The organism is Stenotrophomonas maltophilia group sp. vghtpe118 (assembly GCF_052605195.1).
This window is the reverse complement of sequence record NZ_CP199672.1, coordinates 544,427-568,177: the sequence shown is the minus strand read 5'-3', so window position 1 is coordinate 568,177 and position 23,751 is coordinate 544,427. Positions and strand designations below refer to the sequence as shown.

At 66.7% G+C, this 23,751-nt stretch carries 22 protein-coding genes; 12 read left to right on the top strand and 10 right to left on the bottom strand.

The annotated features are described in order from the left end of the window. Positions 1 to 112 precede the first annotated feature (112 nt). From ACUDTM_RS02685 to ACUDTM_RS02635, 11 genes are all read left to right on the top strand, one after another. The gene (locus tag ACUDTM_RS02685; protein ID WP_031269076.1) at positions 113 to 880 is read left to right on the top strand and encodes a hypothetical protein; all 768 of its coding nucleotides are present in this window, start codon (positions 113 to 115) and stop codon (positions 878 to 880) included. 81 nt (positions 881 to 961) lie between these two features. Beyond that, a complete protein-coding gene (locus tag ACUDTM_RS02680) occupies positions 962 to 1,912 on the top strand; it encodes an acyl-CoA desaturase (RefSeq protein ID WP_065178583.1) in 951 nt (316 codons plus the stop codon). A 1-nt stretch (position 1,913) separates the two neighbouring features. Further along, positions 1,914 to 3,191 carry an NAD(P)/FAD-dependent oxidoreductase gene (locus ACUDTM_RS02675; protein WP_445391116.1) on the top strand — a complete coding sequence of 426 codons (1,278 nt, stop codon included), beginning with the start codon at positions 1,914 to 1,916 and terminating at the stop codon, positions 3,189 to 3,191. After that, entirely contained in the window at positions 3,188 to 3,955 is a 768-nt protein-coding gene (locus ACUDTM_RS02670) for a DUF1365 domain-containing protein (RefSeq protein ID WP_088497487.1), read from the top strand. Before ACUDTM_RS02675 ends, ACUDTM_RS02670 begins: the two co-directional genes overlap by 4 nt. Further along, positions 3,952 to 5,211 carry an SAM-dependent methyltransferase gene (locus ACUDTM_RS02665; protein WP_088497488.1) on the top strand — a complete coding sequence of 420 codons (1,260 nt, stop codon included), beginning with the start codon at positions 3,952 to 3,954 and terminating at the stop codon, positions 5,209 to 5,211. The genes ACUDTM_RS02670 and ACUDTM_RS02665 overlap by 4 nt, the downstream gene beginning before the upstream one ends. 1 nt (position 5,212) lies before the next feature. Next, positions 5,213 to 5,758 carry a DUF2878 domain-containing protein gene (locus ACUDTM_RS02660; RefSeq protein ID WP_088497489.1) on the top strand — a complete coding sequence of 182 codons (546 nt, stop codon included), beginning with the start codon at positions 5,213 to 5,215 and terminating at the stop codon, positions 5,756 to 5,758. After that, positions 5,755 to 6,540 carry a DUF1295 domain-containing protein gene (locus ACUDTM_RS02655; protein WP_072166999.1) on the top strand — a complete coding sequence of 262 codons (786 nt, stop codon included), beginning with the start codon at positions 5,755 to 5,757 and terminating at the stop codon, positions 6,538 to 6,540. Before ACUDTM_RS02660 ends, ACUDTM_RS02655 begins: the two co-directional genes overlap by 4 nt. After that, the gene (locus ACUDTM_RS02650) at positions 6,537 to 7,610 is read left to right on the top strand and encodes an SAM-dependent methyltransferase (RefSeq protein ID WP_072166998.1); all 1,074 of its coding nucleotides are present in this window, start codon (positions 6,537 to 6,539) and stop codon (positions 7,608 to 7,610) included. The genes ACUDTM_RS02655 and ACUDTM_RS02650 overlap by 4 nt, the downstream gene beginning before the upstream one ends. 8 nt (positions 7,611 to 7,618) lie before the next feature. Next, a complete protein-coding gene (locus ACUDTM_RS02645) occupies positions 7,619 to 8,152 on the top strand; it encodes a lipocalin family protein (protein WP_088497492.1) in 534 nt (177 codons plus the stop codon). 313 nt (positions 8,153 to 8,465) lie between these two features. Continuing rightward, positions 8,466 to 9,092, top strand: coding sequence for a response regulator transcription factor (locus ACUDTM_RS02640; RefSeq protein ID WP_072166996.1), 627 nt, complete (start codon positions 8,466 to 8,468; stop codon positions 9,090 to 9,092). Then, entirely contained in the window at positions 9,089 to 11,458 is a 2,370-nt protein-coding gene (locus tag ACUDTM_RS02635) for an ATP-binding protein (RefSeq protein ID WP_445391115.1), read from the top strand. Before ACUDTM_RS02640 ends, ACUDTM_RS02635 begins: the two co-directional genes overlap by 4 nt. Here the strand turns inward: ACUDTM_RS02635 and ACUDTM_RS02630 are convergent. The 9 genes from ACUDTM_RS02630 to ACUDTM_RS02590 all read right to left on the bottom strand — a co-directional run bounded on the left by ACUDTM_RS02630 (position 11,415) and on the right by ACUDTM_RS02590 (position 21,495). Beyond that, on the bottom strand, positions 11,415 to 12,170 hold the full coding sequence (locus ACUDTM_RS02630; protein WP_053496662.1) for a SapC family protein: 756 nt from the start codon (positions 12,168 to 12,170) through the stop codon (positions 11,415 to 11,417). The two genes, ACUDTM_RS02635 and ACUDTM_RS02630, sit on opposite strands and share 44 nt — an antisense overlap. A gap of 110 nt (positions 12,171 to 12,280) precedes the next feature. Continuing rightward, positions 12,281 to 12,553 carry a hypothetical protein gene (locus ACUDTM_RS02625; protein ID WP_005409616.1) on the bottom strand — a complete coding sequence of 91 codons (273 nt, stop codon included), beginning with the start codon at positions 12,551 to 12,553 and terminating at the stop codon, positions 12,281 to 12,283. A 252-nt stretch (positions 12,554 to 12,805) separates the two neighbouring features. Beyond that, positions 12,806 to 14,842 (bottom strand): elongation factor G, encoded by a 2,037-nt coding sequence (fusA, locus tag ACUDTM_RS02620; protein ID WP_445391114.1) that lies wholly within the window; start codon positions 14,840 to 14,842, stop codon positions 12,806 to 12,808. Between the two features lie 415 nt (positions 14,843 to 15,257). Beyond that, complete coding sequence (locus ACUDTM_RS02615; protein ID WP_445391113.1) at positions 15,258 to 16,007, bottom strand: hypothetical protein; 750 nt, start codon at positions 16,005 to 16,007, stop codon at positions 15,258 to 15,260. A gap of 64 nt (positions 16,008 to 16,071) precedes the next feature. Then, the gene (locus ACUDTM_RS02610; RefSeq protein WP_445391112.1) at positions 16,072 to 16,833 is read right to left on the bottom strand and encodes a heme ABC transporter ATP-binding protein; all 762 of its coding nucleotides are present in this window, start codon (positions 16,831 to 16,833) and stop codon (positions 16,072 to 16,074) included. Beyond that, positions 16,830 to 17,873: a FecCD family ABC transporter permease gene (locus tag ACUDTM_RS02605; protein ID WP_188241049.1), complete on the bottom strand. Its 1,044-nt coding sequence runs from the start codon at positions 17,871 to 17,873 to the stop codon at positions 16,830 to 16,832. Before ACUDTM_RS02605 ends, ACUDTM_RS02610 begins: the two co-directional genes overlap by 4 nt. Continuing rightward, the gene (locus tag ACUDTM_RS02600; RefSeq protein ID WP_188241050.1) at positions 17,870 to 18,916 is read right to left on the bottom strand and encodes a heme/hemin ABC transporter substrate-binding protein; all 1,047 of its coding nucleotides are present in this window, start codon (positions 18,914 to 18,916) and stop codon (positions 17,870 to 17,872) included. Before ACUDTM_RS02600 ends, ACUDTM_RS02605 begins: the two co-directional genes overlap by 4 nt. 51 nt (positions 18,917 to 18,967) lie before the next feature. Next, complete coding sequence (locus ACUDTM_RS02595; RefSeq protein WP_188241051.1) at positions 18,968 to 20,344, bottom strand: YncE family protein; 1,377 nt, start codon at positions 20,342 to 20,344, stop codon at positions 18,968 to 18,970. Positions 20,345 to 20,466: 122 nt separating this feature from the next. Further along, a complete protein-coding gene (locus tag ACUDTM_RS02590; protein ID WP_111200890.1) occupies positions 20,467 to 21,495 on the bottom strand; it encodes an alpha/beta hydrolase in 1,029 nt (342 codons plus the stop codon). A 320-nt stretch (positions 21,496 to 21,815) separates the two neighbouring features. Here ACUDTM_RS02590 and ACUDTM_RS02585 point away from each other — a divergent pair, with 320 nt between their 5' ends. Next, the gene (locus ACUDTM_RS02585) at positions 21,816 to 22,190 is read left to right on the top strand and encodes a hypothetical protein (protein WP_111178192.1); all 375 of its coding nucleotides are present in this window, start codon (positions 21,816 to 21,818) and stop codon (positions 22,188 to 22,190) included. Between the two features lie 135 nt (positions 22,191 to 22,325). Here the strand turns inward: ACUDTM_RS02585 and ACUDTM_RS02580 are convergent, their stop codons facing one another. Beyond that, positions 22,326 to 23,603 (bottom strand): replication-associated recombination protein A, encoded by a 1,278-nt coding sequence (locus tag ACUDTM_RS02580; RefSeq protein WP_227836677.1) that lies wholly within the window; start codon positions 23,601 to 23,603, stop codon positions 22,326 to 22,328. Between the last annotated feature and the right edge of the window lie 148 nt (positions 23,604 to 23,751).

The following is a 23,751-nucleotide window of genomic DNA, read 5'->3' as shown; positions in this document are numbered from 1 at the left end:
GTGAAGGTCTGTCCTCTCTACGCGCAGGGGCGGCCATTGGATGCAGCAGGCACTGTGCATCCAAGCAGCCGCGCCCGCCGTATGACCTGAGCCTCCCGACCGGATGAACACCATGCGCACTGCCTGGCTGCTGCTGTGCCTGCCCCATGCCGCGCTGGCGGCGCCCTGGCTGCGCAACGAGGGCGTGGCCACCTCGGCGCAGGGCGATCTGCTCTATCGTGAAGTGCACTGGCGGCGCGGCCCATCGGAGGGTGCCGAGCGCTGGGTGCTCTATCAGTGCCCGGATGGCCGCCCCTTCGCCCGCAAGCATCTGCCGGCCAGCGCCCGCCCGCAGGCCCGGGGTTATTCGCTGCAGGACAGCCGTAGTGGGCAAACCGCTGAAGTCGACGCGAGTGGCGAGTCGGTGTCGATCGCCTGGAAAGAAGATGCCGCCAGCGAGCTGCGTCAGCGTCGGCTTGAGCTGGCACCGGATGCGGTGATCGACACGGGCTTCGACGCCGCGGTGCGCCAGCATTGGCCAGCGCTGCTGCGAGGTGAACGCATCAGCCTGCCCTTCCTGGTGCCGGGGCGGCAGCGCTTCTTCCCGGTGCAGGTGCGGCGTACCGGCCCTGTTCGCTGGCAGGGCATCGACGCCCAGGCCATCGAGGTCAGTCTGGACACGTGGTACGGCGGCATCGCGCCGCGCCTGTCGCTGGTCTATGCCAGCGCCGACCGCCGCCTGCTGGAATTCCGCGGAACCAGCAACCTGCGCGATACCCGCGGCACCTACCCACAGGTCACGGTGCGCTTCAGCTCGCCGGTGGCCGAGCGGCCCGCCAGCGAATGGCAACAGGCCTGGGCGCAACCGCTGGTCGAACGCTGCAGCGTGATGCCCAAGTGAAGCCGGAATTTTCCACAGTCGGCCGCATCCATTGCGCGCACTGCTGCGTAGAGGAAGACACGACACCCGCCGAGATCCGCCATGGCCTCTGTAGCGCCCCTCCCCCGCCGACGCTGGCGCCTGCTGCGCACCCTGAAGCGCTGGGTCGACACCGGCAGCGCTGCAGACCACGCCGCTGGCGAGCCCGGACGCATCGACTGGCTGCGCGCCGTACCGTTCGCGTTGATGCACCTGGCCTGCATCGCGGTGATCTGGGTAGGTATCTCGTGGACGGCAGTGATCGTCGCCGCAGCCCTCTACGCAGTGCGCATGTTTGCGATCACCGCCTTTTACCACCGCTACTTCTCGCACCGGACGTTCCAGGCATCGCGAACGGTGCAATTCGTGTTCGCGGTGATCGGCGCGTCCAGCGTGCAACGTGGGCCGCTGTGGTGGGCGGCCCACCATCGCCATCACCATCGGCATGCCGACCAACCGCTGGACCCGCACTCGCCGCGCGAAGGCGGCTTCTGGCGCAGCCACATGGGCTGGTTCCTCACCCGCGAGGCATTCGCCACGGATCTATCGCGCGTGCCTGACCTGGCGCGCTTCCCGGAACTGCGCTGGCTGGACCGCTTTGATACGGCGGTGCCGGTATTGCTGGCTGCCGCGCTGTACGCACTCGGCGCCGGCCTGGAGCGCTGGGCGCCCGGACTGCACACCTCTGGCCCGCAGTTGCTGGTGTGGGGCTTCTTCATTTCCACCGTGGTGTTGTTCCACGCCACCGTTACCATCAACTCGCTGGCCCATCGTTTTGGCCGGCGGCGCTTCGAGACCCGTGACGACAGCCGCAACAACCTCTGGCTGGCGCTGCTTACCTTCGGTGAAGGCTGGCACAACAACCACCATTTCTTCCCTGGGACCGTCCGCCAAGGGTTCCGCTGGTGGGAGATCGACCTGACCTGGTACGGGCTGCGCGCAATGGCGGCCATGGGCCTGGTGAGGGGGCTCAAGCCCATCCCCGAGTGGGTACTGGCCAAGGCGAGGTACTGACATGCGCATCGCGATCATCGGCTCCGGCATTGCCGGCCTGGCCAGTGCCTGGTGGCTGGACGGCGAACACGAAGTGACGCTGTTCGAGGCCAACGATTACCTGGGCGGGCATACCCACACCCATGACGTGCAGGTGGACGGCACGCGCATGGCGGTGGATACCGGTTTCATCGTCTTCAATCCCCTGCACTACCCACTGCTGACGGCACTGTTCGAAGAACTGGGTGTGGCCTCGCAGCCGACCACCATGAGCTTCTCCATGCACAGCGAGCGAAGTGGCGTCGAGTACAACGCCACTTCGCTGGATGGCCTGTTCTGCCAACGTCGCAATCTGGTTTCGCCACGTTTCTGGGGAATGCTGGCCGACCTGCGCCGGTTCTACCGGGATGCGCCGCTGCTGCTGGCGGAAGACGAAGGCCCGACACTGGGCCAGTACCTGCGCGGCCAGCGCTACGGCACCGCTTTCATCGACGAGCACCTGCTGCCGATGGCTTCGGCACTATGGTCGTCACCGACCGCCACGGTCATGCAGTTCCCGGCCCGCTACCTGGCCCAGTTCATGGCCAACCACCAGATGCTGCAGATGACCGGGCGCGCACCCTGGCGGGTGGTCAGCGGTGGCTCGGCACGCTATGTCGATGCCCTTCGCGCCCGCTGGCGGGTGCGTGAGCGGCTGGAATGCCCGGTTCACTCGGTCGAACGCATGCCGTGGGGCGCGCGCGTGCACAGCGCGGCCGGCGTGGAGGGGTTCGACGAGGTCATCCTGGCGTGCCACAGCGACCAGGCGCTTGCCCTGCTGCATGACGCCGATCAGGTCGAACGCGAAGTACTCGGCGCCATCCGCTACCAGCCCAACGAAGCAGTACTGCATACCGATGCATCGTTGCTGCCGCGCAACCGCAAAGCATGGGCTGCATGGAATGCACACGTGCCCAGGGATCCAGGCGCGCCCTGTACGGTCAGCTATTGCATGAACCTCCTGCAGGGCCTGCCCGGTGACACCCCGCTGGTCGTGACCCTCAACCGCAGCGAGGCGATCGATCCGGCCAAGGTGCGGCGCAGGCTGCACTATGCCCACCCGGTGCACGATCATGCCGCTATCCGCGCCCAGCAGCGCTGGGCAGAGCTGCAGGGCCGCCGCCACACCTGGTTCGCCGGCGCATACTGGGGCTGGGGCTTCCACGAAGACGGCATCCGCAGCGCCCGCCGCGTGGTGGACGCGATGCGCGAGTGCACCGCGCACCTTGACAGCGTTGCGCCCGGCGAGGTGGCAGCGTGAGTGCCAGCGCACTCTACTTCGGGCAGGTGATGCACCGACGGCATCATCCGCAGCCCCACGCGTTCCGCTATCCGATCGCGCAGCTGCTGCTCGATCTGGACGAGCTGGAGACCGTGTTCGCCGGGCGCTGGCTGTGGTCGGTCAATCGCCGCAACCTGGCCGAGTTCCGCCGCAGCGACTACTTCGGCAATCCCGCACAACCGCTGGCCGATGCGGTGCGCGATCATGCTGCGGCTACCCTGGGCTATCGGCCTGCCGGCCCGGTACGCCTGCTCACCCACCTTCGCTTCGGCGGGCACGTATTCAACCCGGTCAGCTTCTACTACTGCTACCAGTCCGATGGCAGCACCCTGGACTGCATCGTCGCCGAGATCACCAATACGCCCTGGAAGGAACGGCACGCCTATGTCCTGCCAGTCGCCACGGCCACCCACGAAGGCGCCTCGCTGCGCTGGCGGTTCGACAAGCGCTTCCATGTCTCGCCGTTCATGCCGATGGATTGCCACTACGACTGGCGGTTCAACCGCCCAGATGATGATCTGCGCGTGCACATGCAGGTCTGGCGCCAAGGCGTTCGCCAGTTTGATGCCACCCAGGCCATGCAGCGACACGCCCTGGACGGCCGCGGGCTGGCCCGGGTCCTGGCCTGCTATCCCTTGATGACCCTGCAGGTGATGGCCGCCATCCACTGGCACGCGCTGCGGCTGTGGCTGAAACGCAACCCCGTGCATGACCACCCTGCCCTTGCCGAGAAACCGCGATGAACTCGATGACTCCCCTGGTCGCCCTGCCACGTCCCGGCGCCTTGGATGCCTTCCTGCGCCGCCGCCTGCTGCAACAGCTTGCCCCCATGCGCGACGGCCGCCTGTGCGTGCGTGATGCACTCGGCGAAGTCTGGCTGGGCGATGCCCATGGCGAGCTGCAGGTGACCGTCACCATCGATGACCCGGCGTTCTACCGCAAGGTTGCAGCGCAAGGCAGCGTGGGCGCAGGTGAAAGCTACATACAGGGGGAATGGCACTGCGATGACCTGGTGGCGCTGATCCGGCTGCTGGTACGCAATCGCGACCTGCTCGACGGCATGGAGCGCGGCCCGGCCCGCGTGGGTGGCTGGCTGCTGCGCGGCTGGAACCGCCTGCGCCGCAACAGCCGTGAAGGCAGCCGCCGCAACATTGCCGCGCACTACGACCTTGGCAACGACTTCTTTGCCCTGTTCCTGTCGCCGGACCTGATGTATTCCTCAGCCCTGTTCGACACAGAAGACGAGTCGCTGGAATCCGCCTCCCGGCGCAAGCTGGACCGCATCTGCCAGCAGCTCCAGCTCAAGCCGGGCGATCGCGTGGTGGAGATCGGCACCGGCTGGGGTGGTTTTGCGCTGCACGCGGCGCAGCACTACGGCTGCCACGTCACCACCACCACCATCTCCGCCGAGCAGCACGCGCTGGCTGCCCAGCGCGTGCAGGCGGCCGGCCTGCAGGACCAGGTCACGCTGCTGATGCAGGACTACCGCGACCTGCAGGGCCAGTTCGACAAGCTGGTGTCGATCGAGATGATCGAAGCCATCGGCGCAGAATACCTGGACACCTACATGGCCACGCTGCAGCGCCTGCTCAAGCCTGATGGCGTTGCCCTGCTGCAGGCCATCACCATCGAGGACCATCGCTACGAGCAGGCCCGGCGCAGCGTAGACTACATCAAGCGCTATGTGTTCCCCGGCAGCTTCATTCCGTCGATCAACGCGATCATGGCCGCCAAAACGCGGTCCAGCGACCTGCAGCTGATCGCCCAGCAGGACTTCGGTCACTCCTACGCGCTGACCCTGCGCGCCTGGCGCCAGCGCTTCCTCGCCCGGTTGCCCGACGTGCAGGCGCAGGGCTTCGATACGCGCTTCTGCCGCCTGTGGGAGTTCTACCTGGCCTACTGCGAGGGCGGCTTCCTTGAGCGCTCGATCGGGGTCTCCCATCTGCTGATGGCGCGCCCGGGGCATCGCCCGGGCGCCTCATCGGGCCAAGGCAGCTGAGATGCGCAGGTTCTGGCCCAATCTGCTTGGCAACCAGCTGGTCTGGCTGTGCGCCGTAGCCGGCGCCGGGCGCGGCTGGCAGTGGCCGGCGTTGCTGGCAGCCTCTCTCTACATCGGCAGCCAGCTGCTGACGTCGCCGCAACCACGGCTGGACCTTCGGTTGATGGTGTTGGCACTGGCCTGCGCATGGCTGGTCGATGCCAGCGCCGCCGCCAGCGGCACCGTGCGCTACGCCGCCGCCCCGCTGGGCTGGGTGCCACCCCCCTGGATCATGGCGCTGTGGGCCGCGTTCGCGATGACGCTGACCACCTCGATGCGCTTCCTGCTGCGCCACCCGGCCTTGCCGGCTCTGTTCGGCCTGCTGTTGGCACCGCTGGCCTATCTCTCCGCAGCGCGCGGTTTCGATGCGGTCCGTTTCGCCGCACCCACGTGGCAGGGCCTGCTGGTGTTGGGTGCGGGCTGGAGCATCGCGCTTTCGCTGCTGTGCGTCACCGCGCGTCGCGGCTCTCGCACCACCCCGCCCTCCCTGGCCGGAGCATCGTCATGATCAATCTGCTGTGGGTACTGCTGTATGCCGTGCTGGTGATGAGCTGGGGCTGGGCCTGGCAGCGCCGCCACCAGAACATCGGCGTTGTCGACGTGCTCTGGGCCAAGTGCGTGGGTGCGTCGGCCCTGCTGCTGGCGCTGCTCGGCGATGGCGCGATGTTGCCTCGGGTTGCGTTGGGCCTGCTCGGCGGCCTGTGGGGCGGCCGGTTGGCGCTGCACCTGTGGCGCCGGGTCCGTAGTGAACCCGAAGACGGGCGCTACCGTTATCTGCGCGAACACTGGCAGAGCCACCAGGGCAAGATCTTTGGCTTCTTCATGGCGCAGGCGCTGCTGGTCGTGCTGTTCGCTCTGCCCTTCGTTGCGGTGGCAGCCAATTCCCATGCCGGCCTGACACCGTGGACAGTCGCCGCAGCACTGGCCTGGCTGATGAGCGTCGGCGGCGAGAGCCTGGCCGATCGCCAGCTCGCACGTTTCCGTGCCGACCCGGCGAACAAGGGCCGCACTTGCCGCGAGGGGCTCTGGCGTTATTCACGCCACCCCAACTACTTCTTCGAGTGGCTGCACTGGTTCACCTATGTGCTGCTCGCCGTCGGTTCCCCCCTGTGGTGGCTGGCGTGGGCCGGGCCGCTGCTGATGTATCTGTTCCTGCGCTATCTCAGCGGCATCCCCTTCACCGAGAAGCAGGCGTTGCGCAGCCGCGGCGACGACTACCGTGCCTACCAGCGCAGCACGCCGATGTTCTTTCCCTGGTTCCCCCGTTCTTCCAAGGAGCATTCCGCATGAGCGCGATCCCGTCACTGAATCCGGCTGAAGATGCGGAAACCGGGCTGATCGCCTGGGCCGAACGCGGGCTGGTTCCCGATGCGGCGCTGCGTGCCGGCATCCGGCGCCTGTGCGCGCAACGCCTGCACGAGGAATCGGCGGGGGGTATCGAGGCACAGTCCGCGCGCTTCAGCCGTTGCATCGCAGAACTGACCGACAGTCCGCTCGCATTGCATACCGACGCGGCCAACCGCCAGCACTACGAAGTTCCCGCGGCATTCTTCCAGGCCTGCCTGGGCAAGCGGCTGAAGTACAGCAGCTGCTACTACCCTACCGGGCGCGAAACGCTGGACCAGGCTGAGGAAGCGATGCTGGAACTGTATGGCCAGCGCGCCGGACTTGCCGACGGCCAGCAGATTCTCGAACTGGGCTGTGGCTGGGGTTCGCTGACCCTGTGGATGGCCGAACGCTATCGGCAGGCCAACATCACTGCGGTGTCCAACTCGCACAGCCAACGCCAGCACATCATGGCGCAGTGCCAGGCCAGGGGCCTGCACAACGTCGAGGTGCTGACCTGCGACGTCAACCAGCTTGAGCTGCCCACGGCACGCTTCGATCGCTGTGTCTCGGTGGAAATGTTCGAACATGTGCGCAACTACCAGCGACTGCTGGCGCACATCGCGCAGTGGCTGAAGCCCGACGGCGCGCTGTTCGTGCACATCTTCGCCCATCGCACGCTGATGTACCCGTTCGAGACCGAGGGCGGCGACAACTGGATGGGGCGCCATTTCTTCACCGGCGGCCTGATGCCGGCCGCTGACACGCTGCTGCATTTCCAGCGCGACCTGCGACTCGATCAGCGCTGGCTGCTGGACGGCACCCACTACCAGCGCACCGCCGACCATTGGCTGGCCAACCAGGATGCGGCCCGCGAGGCGGTGATGCCGGTACTGGTCGCAACCTACGGCCAGGCGGCGGCGAAGATCTGGTGGCAGCGCTGGCGCATGTTCTGGATGGCCTGCGCCGAGCTGTTCGGCTACGACGATGGCCAGCAGTGGCTGGTTGCCCACTATCTGTTCCGTCCCCGTTGAGGTGTGACATGCGCATGCGCTCCCTGCTTCCCCTGCTGGCCTTGAGCCTGTTCGGTTCCGGCTGCAGCTCCAGCGATACCCGTCCCCTGCCCCGCCCGCCCTCGGTGGACGTGCCGCGCTTCATGGGCGACTGGTATGTGATCGCCCACATACCCTCATGGCCGGAGCGCGAGGCCTTCGACGCGGTGGAGAGCTATGCGCTGCGGCCGGACGGGCGCATCCAGACGACCTTCACCTATCGCAAGGGCAGTTTCGACGCCCCGCAGAAGTCCATGCACCCGGTTGGACGGGTCGAGAGGAACGGCAATGGCGCGATCTGGGGCATGCAGTTCATCTGGCCGATCCAGGCCGAGTATGTGATTGCCTGGCTGGACGACGACTATGGCCAGACCATCGTCGCACGCAGCAAGCGCGACTATGTCTGGTACATGGCACGTACCCCGCACGTATCGGACAGCGACTACCAGCACGCCGTGGAGCGCATCGCGGCCATGGGCTACGACACCGGCAGGCTCAGGCGCGTACCTCAGTCGGTGCGATAGATCGCCAACCGCCGACCACTCGGCTCGCGGGTGACCAGGCACTTCAGCGTGACGCGTCACATTAATACCCCCCTCGAAGGGTGCCGGCAGCCCTGCAACCCAGGCCACCTGAACCCAGCGAGAGCGTACCAGGACACTGCGTCCACACGGCTCTCAACCTGACGATACGTCCAGCCCATGGATCAGCTCTTATCGATGGAGCTCATCCATCGATCTTTAGGAATAGTCGTAAAAACGCAACAAATTCGATGTTCGACGCGACAGCGGCGCCAGAATGGCGGCCACGCCCACGGGCGCTGACCACCTCCCGCGCATGAATGGATTTCCTGCACCGCGCCGGCTTCGACTGGCGCTCCTGGACGACCATGAAGTCGTCCGTCGCGGCACCGCCCTGCACCTGTCAGGCGATCTCCGGTTCGACATCGTCGCCAGCCATGGTTGCAGCAGTGCGCTGATCGACAGCCTGCACCGCTTGCCCGTGGATGTGGCCATCATCGATCTCACGCTCGCCCGTGGCGACCTGGGCGGCATCGAGCTGGTTACGCTGCTCTGTCGCGAATTCCCGCGCACACCAATGCTGGCCTTCGCCACGCTCTCTCCCACCACGAATCTCAACAGCCTGATCGATGCCGGACTCGGTGGGTTCGTCAGCAAGGCCGAACCCCTTGCGGCATTGTCCGACGCCATCGTGCGCGTCTTCCAGGGCCTGATCCGGATTCCGCCGGACGTCAGGCTGGCCGGCGATCGTGGCGAGCTCAGCCGCAACGAGCGGGAGGTACTGGAGCTGCTGCTGGAAGGCCTGACCGTATCGGAGATCGCGCTGCGCCGGCACCGCAGCATCAAGACCGTCAGCACACAGAAGGTCGCGGTGCTGCGCAAGCTGGGCTTGCGCAGCGATGTGGAGATCTATGCGCTGCGTGAACGGTTGGAGTCGCCGTGAGGCGCCATGCGCCATTGCGTCCGTGCCTGCTGATCCGGGGGTTGCTGGTACTGCTTCTCCTTCCCGCCGCGTCGGCGGAAGATGTCCGGTCACCACGCTGGCTACCGGGCAGCAGCGTGCGGGTCTCCACCGCTCCGTCCCTACGCCCCGTGCCCGCAGCGATAGCCGATCCGTCATCACCGCCGACGCTCGCCCATGGCTACGCCAACCTGGTGGCGCGTCACGCCCAACTCAGCTTCCTGGAACACCCCTATCCGACGACCGCCGCATCAATCCTCGCTGTATGTCATCACGAGGCCGACCTGGTCATGGTGTTTGGCGGCGCGAGACACCAGAAGCTGCCCTGCCCCGACCTCGCCGCGTCCAGCCGCTTCCGGGGTGGCGCCACCCTGCTGGCAGGGCGCGCCGGTGAATGGCTGCCACGGGAGATACGCGAGCTCGACGGCCGGGTGGTGGCCGTCGTTGAAGGCGGGCCCTACGCCGGCTGGCTGCGCGCGCATCATCCTCAGATCCGGCTGCAGCACCTGCCTGATCGGTACGCAGCATTGACGGCAGTTCAATCCGGCCTGGCCGACGTGGCGATTGGCCTGGAATCCACGCTGCGCCCGCTGGTTCGACGCCATTTCAACGGCAGCCTGCGCCTGCAGCCATTCGACAGCGACTTCTCCACCGACCTCTACCTGCTCGTCCGCCAGGAAGACCAGCAGCTGCTAGAACGCATCGGACAGGCGTTGCGGGAGATCACGCTGGAGGAGCATGCGAGCCTGCTCCACCTGTGGGCAGGCCAGACCCTGCCAGCGGCGGCGGGAAACGCACTGGACTGGATGCAGGCCTCGCCCCCGCGCGGCTGGCTGCTGCTGCCCCCTCTGCTGGTCGCGCTGTTGCTGTGGCCCATGACCCGTCACCTGCGGGTACGCGGCGACCGCCGCAGCGCGCAGGCCATCGGGATGATCAGTCACGAGATGCGCAATTCGGCACAGGCCGTACTGGCCTCCATCGAGCTGCTTGGACGATCGACACTGCCGAAAGGCGAGCGCGATCTGCTCGCCGCTGCCAGCAGCGCCGGCCAATCCCTGCGCGGCCTGTTGAATCGCGCACTGGACTTTTCGCGCCTCGCCAGCGGCGCTTTCAGGCCGCATGCACAAGCCTGTGATGCGACCCGGCTTTGCCGGCAGGCACTGGAGGCCATTCGGCCTCAGGCGCAACAGAAAGGCCTGCAACTGCATCTTGATGCCCCGACCGAACCTTCGCCGATCATTCGGGTGGACATTGATGCGCTACGCCAGATTGCCAGCAATCTGCTGGCCAATGCGGTGAAGTTCAGTGATATCGGCGGCATCGAGCTGCGCCTGCGACTGCTTCCAGTAGCGCGGCCGCAAGAGCTGCTGCTGGAGGTGATCGACAGCGGGATCGGGATCGCGCCCGCACAGGTAGCCGAACTGTTCCAGCCTTTCCATCAAGGCAGCGGTGGGCATCAGCGTGGCGGTAGTGGCCTCGGGCTTTCCATTGCACGCGAGCTGGCACGTGCGATGGGGGGCGATCTGACCGTGCACAGCGTCCTCGGTCGCGGCAGCCGCTTCATCCTGCGCCTGCCGGTATGCGCTGCTGACTCTGCCGAGAGTGTCCGGGACATGCCCGTGGAGGGCACGCCACTGGCCGGGCTGCAACTGCTGCTGGTGGAGGACCACGCACTCAATCGCCACGTCATTGCCGAACAGTTGCGGCGCTGGGGCGCCGAGGTATGTGCCCTGGAAGACGCGGCCAGCGCGCTGGCCGAACAGATACGCCACCCCCGCCCTGCCGCGCTGATCGACATTGGGCTGCGTGGCATCGATGGCTACGCATTGGCACGCGAACTGCGCGCCCGCAGCGGGCATCCGGTCCGTCTGATCGCCTTGTCTGCCCGCAGCGGGCGACGTCACCACGCACGCTGCCGCCGCTCGGGTTTCGACGCGGTGCTGGCCAAGCCGCTGCGCGCCGCCGAACTGCTCGCTGCGCTGGGCATTCCGGCGCCGGAGAGCGTGGACGCACTTGAGCAGGTGACTGAAATGGACGCGGCCTACAGCGCCGACATCTGCGATGAACTCGGCAGGATCGAGCGGATTGTCGATCATGCAGACGCATCGGCGCTCGGTCATCACGCGCACCGATTGCAGGGCGCGCTACAGATGCTGGGTCAATGCGAGCACGCCGCCATCGCGGCCGAGCTGGTCGATCTGGCGCAGGACGCCACGCCGGACTGGACCGACGCACGTCGCCTGCTGGGCGTACTGCAGGCCGGACAGGGCGCCCGCGTCGCGGGAACCCTGCCCACCCCCTTGATCACGCGGCCAGGCGCTCGACCTGGCGACGGGTCAGGTCATTGAAGCGACCCAGCGACATCAGGTGCTGGTGGATCAGTGCCAGCCAGCCACTGCGGTGCCACTCGACCACGGTTGCTTCCGGCAGCGCGACGAACTTCTCGACGTCCACGACCAGGAAACCGTTGAGGTTGAACTCCCGGCCATCCGGGATTCGCACGGTGGCGTTGCGCTCCACCAGCAGGCCGTTGTCGACCAGGGCCTTGGAGAAGGCCTGGGTCTGTTCGTGTTCGCGGGTGTACTGGCCGCAGAATTCCAGGGCCTGCTGCACCATCTCGGTGGCCTTGCCATCAACGAACAGCGGTTGGCCTTCTTCGCCACCCTTGACCACGCGTGGGCTCTCTTCGTCGATGCCCAGCAGGAAATCATTCTCCGCACCGGTGTCGATGAAGATGAAGGGGTGGCGGCGCAGGTAGGCGGGAATATAGGCCTCGTCTTCCCACAGGCCATCCTTGATGAACAGGTTCTGGTCGGACACGCCCACGGCAGCCATCGGAACCGCGCTCGGGCCGGCAAACAGGATCGGGAAGTGGTGCAGGGCCAGCGAGAACTCGCCCAGCACCAGCGGAATGGCATTGTTGCCGGCGGCGAACTCGAGCTTGCCCGGCAGGATGCGCAGATCGGCATGCACATCGGCCTGCAGCGGCACCGGGCGGGTATAGAACAGGGGGGCGCCGCTCGGCGCCGCTTCGGTGGTGGTGTCGCTGGTGGTGGTCATGTTGGGAACCGTTCGATCATGCGCGCCTGCCATCCCGGGCACGCCAGCGGGAACAACCTGAATCCCGCATTATCAACAAGCTCGATGACAACGGCCACCCCACCGGCGAACTATTTCAGCTGCAGGGGGTAGCGCTGCCAGAGTACGTGGACCAGGAAACCGGCCAGCTCGGTGTCGCGGGCACTGACCGCCGCACGGATCTTGTCCAGCAGCACCATGTCACTGCAGGAACGCACGTCGGCATGGTTGGCCTGCCCTGCCCTGCGCGCACGATAGCGCGCCGCCCGCTGCGCATCGCTCATCGCGTACCCGAACTTGGGCGGACGACCGCGCTTGCGCGGCAGGGTCAGCTCCAGGGTTCCGGGGTCTTTGTCATCACGCATGAGAGGGGTGCGGGCGGCGGCGAGCAACGGGGGGTGCGCAATTTATCGTGAGGCATCACTTTAATCCAGCTTTTTCTACAGATTTGGTGCGATGCAGCGCCAATGTTGCCGTGTCGGTGCGGATCCATCCACGCATGGCGTGGATCTACTGCAGAGCTCGCGACCCGTTCACCCGGTGGATCCACGCCATGCGCGGATACGGAAACCCGGACAAAAAAAATGGGAGCCCGCGAACGGGCTCCCTTGCCTTCTTCATGCCGCGCGTACTGGCTCATAGCCGTGCAGGTGCGCCTCACTGCTGGCCCGCCCCTGGCTGAGCGAACGCAGCGAGGTGGTGTACCCCACCAGCTGCGCCAGTGGCGCGAAACCACTGACCTCGGCACGACCGTCCTGGTCCTCGATGCGGGCGATGCGGCCATGGCGCCGGTTGAGGTCGCCGACCACATCACCTACCGACGCCGACGGCGAATGCACCGTCACCGCCATCACCGGCTCCAGCAGCTGCGTGCCACCCTCGACCAGCGCCGCCTTGATCGCCTCGGCGCCTGCGCGATGGAACGCCATCTCCGAAGAGTCCTTGGCATGGGTCTGGCCATCGACAAGACTGACCTCGATGCCGACCACCGGATGTCCCTGCGGACCTTCCGACAGCGCGGCACGCACGCCCTTTTCCACCGCTGCGATGAAGCTGCGCGGCACAACGCCACCGACGATGCGGTCGTTGAACACGACAAGGTCGTCGTCGCGCGGCGCCACATCCAGCACCACGTGCGCGAACTGGCCCTGGCCACCGGTCTGCTTGACCAGCCGCCCGACGACACCGGTCATCGGGCGCATCAGCGTCTCCTGGTAGGCCACGCGCGGCGCACCTACGGCCACGTCGACCTTCCATTCGCTGCGCAGGCGCTCGACCATCACTTCCAGATGCAGCTCACCCATGCCCCAGACCAGGGTTTCACCCGTTTCCCGGTCCGTTTCCACACGGAACGAGGGATCTTCCTGGGCCAGGCTGGCCAGTCCCTGCGCCATCCGGATCAGGTCCGCCGCACGCGCCGGCTCCAACCGCCAGGCCAGCACCGGCGCCTGAGCCTGGATGTTCTCCAGGCGCAACGGCAGCGCACGGCTGCTCAGCGTCTCGCCACTGACCGCATCCTTCCAGCCCAGGACCGCGACGATGTCACCGGCCACGGCCTGCTCGATGTCATGGGTCTGGTCGGCCTGCACCCGCACCAGGCGACTGACACGCCGCCCCTGCGGATGCTGCGAACTGGCCACCGCGTCGCCCACCTTCAAGGTGCCCGAGTACAGCCGCACGAAGCTCAGCGCCCCGTGCTGCTGGTGGGTGATCTTGAACAGCAGGCCTGCCAGTGGACCGTCCGGATCCGGCGGCAGCATCACCTCGCCCTCATCGCTTTCAGCCCTGACAGCAGGGCGGTCCAGCGGCGACGGCAGGTAATCGACCACGGCATCCAGCAGCGTCTCGATGCCCTTGTCCTTGAACGCAGCACCGGCCAGCACAGGCACGCCTGCACCTGCCAGCGTCGCCCGCCGGATCGCCGCGCGCAGCATATCGGCACCAATCACGCGACCTTCCAGCCAGGCATCGGCCAGTTCTTCGTCATGATCGGCCACAGCTTCGACCAGCGCATCGCGCTGGGCCTGCCATTGGGCGCGCGCCGCTTCGTCCCACGGGGTCACCGTGGTTGCGCCGCCCTCCTGCCACTGCAGCACGCGCGCATCGACCAGATCGACCCAGCCACTGAAGCCGCTTTCGCTGCCCAACGGCACGCCCAGCGCCCACGGCCGCGCGCGCAGCTTGTCCTGCAGCTGCTCCAGCACGCGCTCAAACGAAGCGCCTACGCGGTCCATCTTGTTGACGAAAGCGATCAGCGGCACGTGATGGCGACGCGCCTGGCGCCACACCGTCTCGGACTGCGGCTGCACGCCATCCACGGCCGAGAACACCGCCACGGCGCCGTCGAGTACCCGCAGGGATCGCTCGACCTCGATGGCGAAATCGATGTGGCCGGGGGTATCGATCAGGGTCAACCGATGCGGCGGCAGATCACGCGGTGCCCACTGCGCCTGCACGGCGGCCGCGCCAATGGTGATGCCCCGTTCGCGCTCGATCGCCGAGAAGTCGGTGGTCGCATTGCCGTCGTGCACTTCGCCGACGCGATGGATCTCGCCGCTTTTCCACAGCAGGCGTTCGGTCAGCGTGGTCTTGCCGGCGTCGATGTGGGCAATGATGCCAAGGTTGCGACGGCGGGAAAGGACTTGGGTGTTCATGAGATAGGTTCCTGCAAAGCCAACTACGGGGGCCGCGCACCCCGGTTGGCGACAGGGTGCGCGGCTAGCGTTCGGTCTCGGCGATCTGGTGCATGGCACGTTCTCCTTGCGGTACGTCGGGTTAGGGAAATGAAACTGCAGAAACGAAAAGAGCGCCCCGAAGGGCGCTCTGTGGATGATCCAGCGATAGCCGCTTCAGCGGCCCTGTGGAGCTCCAGGCAGACACGCCCGTTCCGCGCTTGCGCGGGTCAGGGTGAAAAACTTCAGGAGCGGCATCCGGTTCATGCGGCGCATTCTAGACCTGCCAATCTGGCGCGCAAGTGAATATTGCGCACATGAATGGAACGATGAGGCCGACAACGATAGGGGTCAGATCCCTTTGCCAGGGGCAAAGGGATCTGACCCCTGGCAGCCCTCACTTGCAGCCGTGCAGCTTGCGCGCCTCGGCCACTGTTGCAGGCTGGTCATCCCCCATCGACATCCAGCCCTTCAACGAAATCGCCGGGTCCACGTGCGGCAGCCGTGGGCCACCATGAATCACGACCTCGACCCAGCTCCCCACCGGCGCCAGCTCGGACAGGCGTGCGGCCTGATCATCTTCGGTGCTGAATGTGTCGTCCGGGCCCGCCGGCGGCGTGGTATTCACGGTTTCCGTCTTACGCGTCCGGACCCGAAGAGCACCATCCGGCAGCCGCTGACTGATCACGTCGTAGCGCTCGATACCGTATGCCCAGCTGTTCTCGCCAACACTGCGGGTCTCGCTACCGTCATCCGCCACGGCCACCACCTCGCCTGCCGGCCCGACAACGCCCGCGACAGCCCCCAGGCCGGACATCAGTGCCTGATAGACGATCATCTGCCGCTGCTCGGTAGTCAACGCTCCGGCCTTGAGCTTGGCGGCAGGAATCTTCAGGTACGCCGCTTCACTGCACAGCACGAGTACCTGCTGGTCGTCCCAGCTCACCGACATTTCCTCGTTGGCAAAGTACTGCGTCTTCATCGACGTCACTGCGGCACCGTCGCCACTGGAATGCCGGGTTTCGATCAGCGAGGCATTCTCGGCCGCGTTGGTCAGCGAAACCTGAGAGGTCGACGCTGCATGGGCTGCGCAAACGGAAGCAATCATCGCGGCAAGCAGCACGCTGCGGGTAACCGTGCGGAACATGGCATCAGTCCATTGAAGAAAACGAAGCCGCCATGATACCCGGAGCAACCTGGCGGACCTTCGCTCAGGTCACCACCACCAGCGGCACCCCACGACGCGGATGCTCCAGCACCACCACATCCTGCTGGTAGACCCGCTGCAGGTTGTCTTCGGTGAGCACCTGCAATGGCGTGCCATCGGCCGCCACCGTGCCCTGCTCCAGCAGCACGATGCGGTCGGCATAGCCTGCGGCCAGATTGAGGTCGTGCAGGACCACGATCACGCACGCACCGGCTTCGGCACAGGCACGCACACTGCGCAGCGTGCGCTCCTGATGGCGCAGATCCAGCGCAGCAGTGGGCTCATCCAGCAGCAGCAATGGCGTGTCCTGTGCCAGCACGCGCGCGAACGTGGTCCGGGCGGACTCACCACCGGACAGCTGCTGCACGTCGCGCAGGCGCAACGCCTGCAGTTCAGCGGCATCGATCGCAGCTTCCACCTGGGCGTCATCGGTGACCGGGTCCGGCGGATGCGGCAATCGCCCCATCGCCACCACCTCTTCGACGCTGAAGGCAAAACGCACGCCGTGCTCCTGCGGCATCACCGCGCGCTCGCGCGCCAGCGGCCCCGCCTTGTAACTGGCCAACGGCATGCCCAACAGGCTCACCTCCCCCGCATCGGCGCGCAGGTCGCCGGCCGCGACCGCCAACAGCGTGGACTTGCCCGCACCGTTCGGGCCCACCAGTGCGGTCACCGTACCTGGTTCGAACGCCAAGGAAATGCCGTGCAGGATCTCGCGTTGCTGGCGGCGCACCACCACCTCGTGCAGCTTCAGCAGCACACTCATGGCACCGCCTTGCGGCGCTGCTGCAGCACCAGCCAGAGGAAGAACGGCGCACCCAGCGCGGCCGAGAACAGGCCCAGCGGAATCTCCGCGGGCGGATCCAGCGTGCGCGCGGCCGTATCCGCCACCACGATCAGCAGTGCACCCAGCAGGCCGGACAACGGCAGCAGCCAGCGATGACCGGGACCCACCAGCAGGCGCGCCACGTGCGGCACCACCAGGCCAACGAAGCTGATCGAGCCCGCAAACGCCACCGCCGCCCCCACCAGCAGCGCGCTGAACGCCACCAGTCGACGCCGCGTGCGGGTCACATCCAGCCCCAGGTGCTGGGCCTGGCGCTCGCCCAGCGCCAGCATGTCCAGCGGCGTTGCCAACCGTTGCAGCGCCAGCACACCGATGGCAAACAGCGGTACCACGGCGGCCACATCGGCCCAGTTGGCACGTGCCAGCGAGCCCATCTGCCAGAACACCAGCGACTGCAGCTCGCTTTCGCTTGCGATATAGGTGAGAAAACCGATCAGCGCCGAACAGAAGGCCGCCATCGCGATACCGACCAGCAGCAGCGTCGCATTGCCACTGCCCTTGCCCGGCCGCGCCAGCGCATAGGTCAGGCCGATGGCCAGGGCGCCACCGACGAAGGCGGCAACCGGCACCAGCCAACCGGCGGCACCGGCAGCGCCGAGAACAATGGCAGCCACTGCACCCAGCGCAGCACCCTGGCTGACACCGACGATGCCGGGGTCGGCCAACGGATTGCCGAACAGGCCCTGCAGGCTGGCACCGGCCATCGCCAACGACGCACCGACCATCGCGCCCAACAGGGCACGCGGTATGCGCAGCTGCCAGACCACCGCCAGATCGCGGCTGCTGACCGCCTGTTGGTCAAGCAGGCCCAGCTTCACCGCCAGTGCCTGCATCACCTCCAGCGGTGGCAACCGCAACGGACCCACGGCGAACGACGCCAGCACCGCTCCCAGCAGTGCCAGCAACGCCACCATCAACATCGCCCGCCCGCGACGGCGGCGCCGATCCGCCGGACTCATGCCTTCGGCAACGCCGCCAGGGCCTTGGCCAGCGCCAGCGCGCCCGCACCAGAACCCACGCTGGTGTACTTCAGCTGCACATCCGGCATCACCCAGACCCGATTGGCCTGCCCAGCCGGGGTCTGCTTCAGCGTCGGGTACGCCTTCCACAGGCCTTCGGCACCGCCGAACAGCTGCAGGTCATGCTCGGTCACCAAGATCACTTCCGGTGCCGCCGCGACCACGCCCTCATTGCTCAGCTGCGAGTAGTTCTTCACCCCGGCCTCGGTACCGATGTTGATGCCGCCGGCCAGTGCGATCAACTGCGCCGACGCGCTGTCGGCACCTGCAACAGTGGGCGAGCCGCCAGCGCCGGTTGCCGAGACGTGGATCAATCGTGGCGCATGGCCCAGGCCCTTGCCAATCGCTGCAGCCTCGTCGAGCTGACGCTGCACCTGCGTGGCCAGTGTTTGCCCCGCTTCGGCCAGCCCTAGTGCGGCGGCGACCTTGCGCACCTTGTCCGGCGCCGGCTGCAGGTCATCGATGACCACCGCCGGCTCGCCCACCTCGCGCAGCTTTTTCGCCAGCTCGGTGTGGCGGCGCAGGCTGTTGCCGAGGAACAGCGAGCCCTGCAGGCTCAGCACGCCCTCCACACCGGTGGTGCGGTTGAACAGGAACTGGTGCGGCGCGGCCAGGCCGGCCTGCGTGGTGGTGTTGGTCGGTGCCGCGTACACCTGCTGGCCCAGGCCCAGTGCCTCGATCACTGCGATGACGTCGTCACCACCGGCGATGATGCGGCTGGTGTCGGCAACCTCGACGTCTGCGCCATCGTCGGAATGCACCTGGGCCGGCAGCACGGCCTTCTGGCCGTGCACGGAGGGCAGTTCGGCACCGGCCACGCGCTGCCAGCCTGCCGGCAATGCGGTTTCCGCAGCGGCGGTTGCGGCGGGCGGCTCGGCGGCCTTGTGGCCATCCGACGGCGTTGACGAGCCACTGCAGGCAGACAGCGCCAGCGAAACAGCCAACGGAAGCGCACACAGGCGCAGACGGGACGCGATGTTCATGCTCGTTCTCCTTGCTGGCAGGGCGACACGCACGCCGCCCTGCCCTGTGACTTACTGCTTCGGGGTGATGCGGGTGATGCGGTCACCCTTCGGATCTTCGGCGCCACGCGACTTGTTCACCGCAAACACGTTGCCCTTGCCATCGGCACGCACATGGTTGGGAAGGGTGCCGCCATCGAGGTTGGCAACCACCTTGCCGTCGCCGTTCACCACGGTGACCGTACCGGCGCCGCGATTGCTGACATAGGCCAGGCCGGAGGCATCATCGAAGGCGACGTTCAGCGCGCCGGCACCGACCGGCACGTCATGCAGCACCTTGCCGGAAGCCACATCGACGATCAGCAGGTTGTCGGTGCCCTGCGAGGCCACGTACAGGCGGTTGCGTGCTGCGTCGAAGGCCACGCCCGAGGCGCTGATCGAATTGCCCAGGTCGATGACCTTGTCGACCTTGCCGCTGGCCACATCGATCACCGCCGCCTCCGGCGTGCCGATGCTGACGGTGAACAGCTTGCCACCCTTCTCGTCCAGCACCAGGCTCATCGGCGCGAACTTGCCATCATCCACGCCGGACTCCAGCGTCACCGGCGGCAGCTCCTTGAACGTCTTCGCATCGAACACCGACAGGTGGTCCTCACCCGTGGCCGAAGCGAACACCTTGCCATGGGTGCCGTCGACCACCACGTCGCGCGCATGCGGCACGGTGTCGACAGGGAACTGGTGGACCAGCGAGAGGTCCTTCTGGCGATAGACCGCAATCGAATTCTGGCGGGTATTGGTCACCCAGACATTGCCATTGATGTCATCCACGCCCACACCGTAGACCGCATAGACCGCGCCGTTGGTGCTGCCCGGCACCTGCGCCGGGGTGATCGCCCTGGTCACCTTCAGCGACTTCGGGTCCAGCTTCAGCAACTGCGACTGGGTCACCGGCGGACGGCCCACCGCCGAGGTCACGAACACCGCATTGCTGGCGGCGCTGTAAGCGGACTGATACAGCCCCGGCACCAGCTTGTTGGACTGGGTGGCGAACTGCCCCTGGCCGGACAGCGGCAGTTGCGGCGACACGCGCAGCTTCAGCACCGTGGCCGCAGCCGGCTGGCTGGCGCGCACCACCACCGGGTGGGTGCCCGGCACCGCATCGGCCGGAATGCTCAGCTGGGTCTTGAAGTTGCCGTCGGCATCGACCACCAGCGGCTGCGTGTTGAGCACGCTGTCGCCACGCAGCAGGCTGACCTTCTGGCCCGGCACGAAGCCACGACCAACTACGTCGGCAGTGCTGCCGGGAACCACGTTCTCACCGCGCGAGACGACCTCACCCTTGAAGGTGGCGTTGGCCGGCTGATCGAACACCGGCTGGGCGGTGGCGGTCACCGCCAGCAGCAGACCGGCGGCGAGAGAGGTAAGGCGGAAAGACGGACGGAACGACATGGCAGGCTCCTTGCACACGTAGGCCGCGCCGCGTGGCGCGGGATTCATCGGTTGCCTGGGCCGCTGCACGCCGGCAGCCTCGCCTGGGTAGTGGGGTCGCACGGCATGGCGTGCGAAGGCATTCATTCGGCGGCGCTGTCCCCGCCACTGGGCGCGCCGTCGCCGGTGCTGCGGTCGGACACGCCATACAGTTCATGCAGCGCAGCGTGGAACGATGCCGGCAGCATCGGGCCGTGGCCGAGGCCATCGAACTCGCGGTACTGCACGCTCAGGCCCGGCACCCTGCCCAGCCGCTCGGACAACTGCATCGCCGCATCCGGGGTGGCGCCACTGATCCGGCGCAGGTGCGCAACCACGCGCGGGTTGCTCATATCGCGCTTGCCGCGATCACCGACCCGCTCGGCGCCGCCCAGCATCAGCCAGAGCTTTGCCGGCTGGCCGTGCACGTTCTGCACGAACTGCTGCTCCGGATCACCCAGCGCCGCGCCCTGGCTCCACCACAGCGACGGACTGGCTGCCAGATAGGACTGGAACGCGGCAGGTCGCGTGTACAGCGCATTGAGCACGAATAGCCCGCCCAGCGAATGACCCCACAGCGCCTGCTGCTGCGTATCGATGCGTGCGCGTCGCTCGACTTCCGGCTTGATGCGGCGCTCGATCACATCCAGGAAAGCCGCAGCGCCGCCGCCGACTGCCTGGGTCGTGCCGCTCTCGTCGTCGGCACGGTCGATCCACGCGGTGTAGTCGAAGGTACGCGCCTTGGAATCGATGCGCAGGTCGTTGTCGTAGCCGATCAGCACCAGTACCGGCGGTGCCTTGCGCGCGGCCAGCTCGGCCAGCAGCGGCTGGTCCAGCACCATGGCCACGGCATTGCCATCCAGCGCGTACAGCACCGGGGACGGGGTCTTGCCGGCCTTGGCCGGAATCGCCAGGTTCACCCGCCAACGGCGCTGCTGGTCCGGGCTGTCCACCACGAAACGTTCAAAGCGATAGCTGGCCGCCGGCTCGTCCAGCACGGTGTGGCCGATCTTCTGCAGCGGATTACGCTGCTGCGCATGGGCGTAAGGAGTGGCCAGGAGCAGACCCATCATCATGGCAGCCAGGCCGCGGGCCAATGGGCCACGGCGCGAAGGCAGGACGAAAAGCTTCATCAGTGGCGGCAGGAGCGGCCAAGGCCGCCGGTTCTCAGGGGACCGCAGTCTACCTTAAACGCGAATGATTATCACATCGATCAAACGTCACACTGTGTATCACGCGCGCGATGCATTCATTTTCCCGGTTGCGCCGGAAACACCGGATCCACTACTTTGCCGGGCAGCGGGGCGCAGGAGCGCCCTTCCCTCGCAGGGCTGCGGATGGATGGGCAATCGAGTCGCCGGCCGCGCCCTGTCCTTTGCCAAACCCATCCACGCATGGCGTGGATCTACTGACCACCATCCACGGGAATGAATCCCGTGACTGCGAGAACACCTTGAAGCGCACCGCCTTGATCGCCCTTTCCCTCGGCCTGCTTGCACCGCTGGCCGCCCATGCCGCACAGGATCTGCCAACGCTCTACCAGGCCTTTGAAGAGGCCGGCAATTCGTCACTGGGCATGGAAGAACTCAACCAGACGGTGACATTCACTGCCGTTGCCCTGGGCGTCTCCAGCAACCTGGCGGGCGAGCCGCTGATCGAGGCCGGCGACGACCAGGGCAATGTCCTGGCCCGGCTGACCAGCGACGACGAACAGCAGGCGGCCAAGCTGGGCGCACTGGAAGAAGGCGCGACTTTCACCGCAAGCTGCACGCTGCAGTTCAGCTCGGGAACGGATTACCTGTCCTTCGGCGACTGCAGCATCAAGTAAGAAAGAAGCCGGCGAAACGCCGGCTTCGTTTTCCCGCCCTGTAGAAGTCGAGCCATGCTCGGCTGTCGCTTCCGCAGGTGCTGCTGGGTCGGTCCAGAGCGGAGTCGAGCATCGCTCGATGCTACATAAGCCAGCTCAACGGCCCTTCGCGGCCCTCGCCGCCTCACGTTCGGCGCGCAGGCGATCAAGCTTTTCCTTCAGCTTGATCTCCAGGCCACGCGGCACCGGGTTGTAGTACACCCGTTCGCCCATCGCATCCGGGAAACCGGTCTGGTCCAGCGCGATGCCCCCCTCGGCATCGTGGTCGTACTGGTATTCGGCGCCGTAGCCCAGCTCCTTCATCAGCTTGGTCGGCGCATTGCGCAGATGCAACGGCACCTCTTCGGTACCGCTCTGGCGCACGTCGGCCTTGGCCTGGTTGAACGCGGCATAGCCCGCGTTGGACTTGGCGGTGCTGGCCAGGTACAGCACCAGCTGGGCGAACGCGAGCTCGCCTTCCGGGCTACCGAGCCGCTCGTAGATGTCCCAGGCTTCCAGCGCCATGCTCTGCGCGCGCGGATCGGCCAGGCCGATGTCCTCGATGGCCATGCGGGTCAGTCGACGTGCCAGGTAGGATGGATCGCAACCGCCATCTAGCATACGGGTCAGCCAGTACAGCGCGGCATCCGGATTGGAGCTGCGCACGGATTTGTGCAGCGCTGAAATCTGGTCGTAGAACTGCTCGCCGCCCTTGTCGAAGCGGCGGGTACGATCGGCCAGCACCTGGGTCAGGGTCTGCGGGGTGATGCGACCCCCCTCCCCACCCGCCAGTTCGGCGGCGATTTCAAGAAGGGTCAGTGCGCGGCGCACGTCACCATCGGCAGCGGTGGCGATTTCCAGCAGCAGCTCGGGCGCAACCTCGATACCCTCCTCGCCCAGACCGCGTTCGCGGTCGCCCAGCGCGCGTTCCAGCGCTTCGACGATATCGGTTGGCGATACCGCTTCCAGTACGTGCACGCGGCAACGCGACAGCAGCGCCGAGTTCAGCTCGAACGACGGATTCTCGGTGGTGGCACCGACGAACAGGATCGTGCCGCGTTCGATGTGCGGCAGGAACGCATCCTGCTGCGCCTTGTTGAAGCGGTGCACCTCGTCCACGAACAGCACGGTGCGCCGGCCCTCAGCGAAGCGCTGTGCGGCCTCTGCCAGCACCTGACGCACTTCCGGCAGCCCGGACAGCACCGCGGAGATGGCACGGAACTCGGCATCGGAGTACTCGGCCAGCAGCAGTGACAGCGTGGTCTTGCCGCAGCCCGGTGGCCCCCACAGGATCATCGAGTGCACACGTCCGGATTCGACTGCACGGCGCAATGCGCTGTCCGGCGCCAGCAGGCGCTTCTGCCCGACCATTTCGTCGAGGGTGCGCGGGCGCATGCGCTCGGCCAGCGGGCGCAGATGTTCCCGATCAACGCTCAGCAGATCGGGGCCGGGGAAGGAAGTTGAACGATGTCTTGCCACCCGCTCATTGTACCGCGACAGGGTGACGACGATTCCGGTAGTGCCGGCCGCTGGCCGGCAGATC

Coding starts and splice junctions, on each gene's coding strand:
- ACUDTM_RS02685 (WP_031269076.1), top strand. CDS start 113: ATGCGCACTGCCTGGCTGCTGCTGTGCCTGCCCCATGCCGCGCTGGCG.
- ACUDTM_RS02680 (WP_065178583.1), top strand. CDS start 962: ATGGCCTCTGTAGCGCCCCTCCCCCGCCGACGCTGGCGCCTGCTGCGC.
- ACUDTM_RS02675 (WP_445391116.1), top strand. CDS start 1,914: ATGCGCATCGCGATCATCGGCTCCGGCATTGCCGGCCTGGCCAGTGCC.
- ACUDTM_RS02665 (WP_088497488.1), top strand. CDS start 3,952: ATGAACTCGATGACTCCCCTGGTCGCCCTGCCACGTCCCGGCGCCTTG.
- ACUDTM_RS02660 (WP_088497489.1), top strand. CDS start 5,213: ATGCGCAGGTTCTGGCCCAATCTGCTTGGCAACCAGCTGGTCTGGCTG.
- ACUDTM_RS02655 (WP_072166999.1), top strand. CDS start 5,755: ATGATCAATCTGCTGTGGGTACTGCTGTATGCCGTGCTGGTGATGAGC.
- ACUDTM_RS02650 (WP_072166998.1), top strand. CDS start 6,537: ATGAGCGCGATCCCGTCACTGAATCCGGCTGAAGATGCGGAAACCGGG.
- ACUDTM_RS02645 (WP_088497492.1), top strand. CDS start 7,619: ATGCGCATGCGCTCCCTGCTTCCCCTGCTGGCCTTGAGCCTGTTCGGT.
- ACUDTM_RS02640 (WP_072166996.1), top strand. CDS start 8,466: ATGAATGGATTTCCTGCACCGCGCCGGCTTCGACTGGCGCTCCTGGAC.
- ACUDTM_RS02630 (WP_053496662.1), bottom strand. CDS start 12,170: ATGACCACCACCAGCGACACCACCACCGAAGCGGCGCCGAGCGGCGCC.
- ACUDTM_RS02625 (WP_005409616.1), bottom strand. CDS start 12,553: ATGCGTGATGACAAAGACCCCGGAACCCTGGAGCTGACCCTGCCGCGC.
- fusA (WP_445391114.1), bottom strand. CDS start 14,842: ATGAACACCCAAGTCCTTTCCCGCCGTCGCAACCTTGGCATCATTGCC.
- ACUDTM_RS02615 (WP_445391113.1), bottom strand. CDS start 16,007: ATGTTCCGCACGGTTACCCGCAGCGTGCTGCTTGCCGCGATGATTGCT.
- ACUDTM_RS02610 (WP_445391112.1), bottom strand. CDS start 16,833: ATGAGTGTGCTGCTGAAGCTGCACGAGGTGGTGGTGCGCCGCCAGCAA.
- ACUDTM_RS02605 (WP_188241049.1), bottom strand. CDS start 17,873: ATGAGTCCGGCGGATCGGCGCCGCCGTCGCGGGCGGGCGATGTTGATG.
- ACUDTM_RS02600 (WP_188241050.1), bottom strand. CDS start 18,916: ATGAACATCGCGTCCCGTCTGCGCCTGTGTGCGCTTCCGTTGGCTGTT.
- ACUDTM_RS02595 (WP_188241051.1), bottom strand. CDS start 20,344: ATGTCGTTCCGTCCGTCTTTCCGCCTTACCTCTCTCGCCGCCGGTCTG.
- ACUDTM_RS02590 (WP_111200890.1), bottom strand. CDS start 21,495: ATGAAGCTTTTCGTCCTGCCTTCGCGCCGTGGCCCATTGGCCCGCGGC.
- ACUDTM_RS02580 (WP_227836677.1), bottom strand. CDS start 23,603: ATGCGCCCGCGCACCCTCGACGAAATGGTCGGGCAGAAGCGCCTGCTG.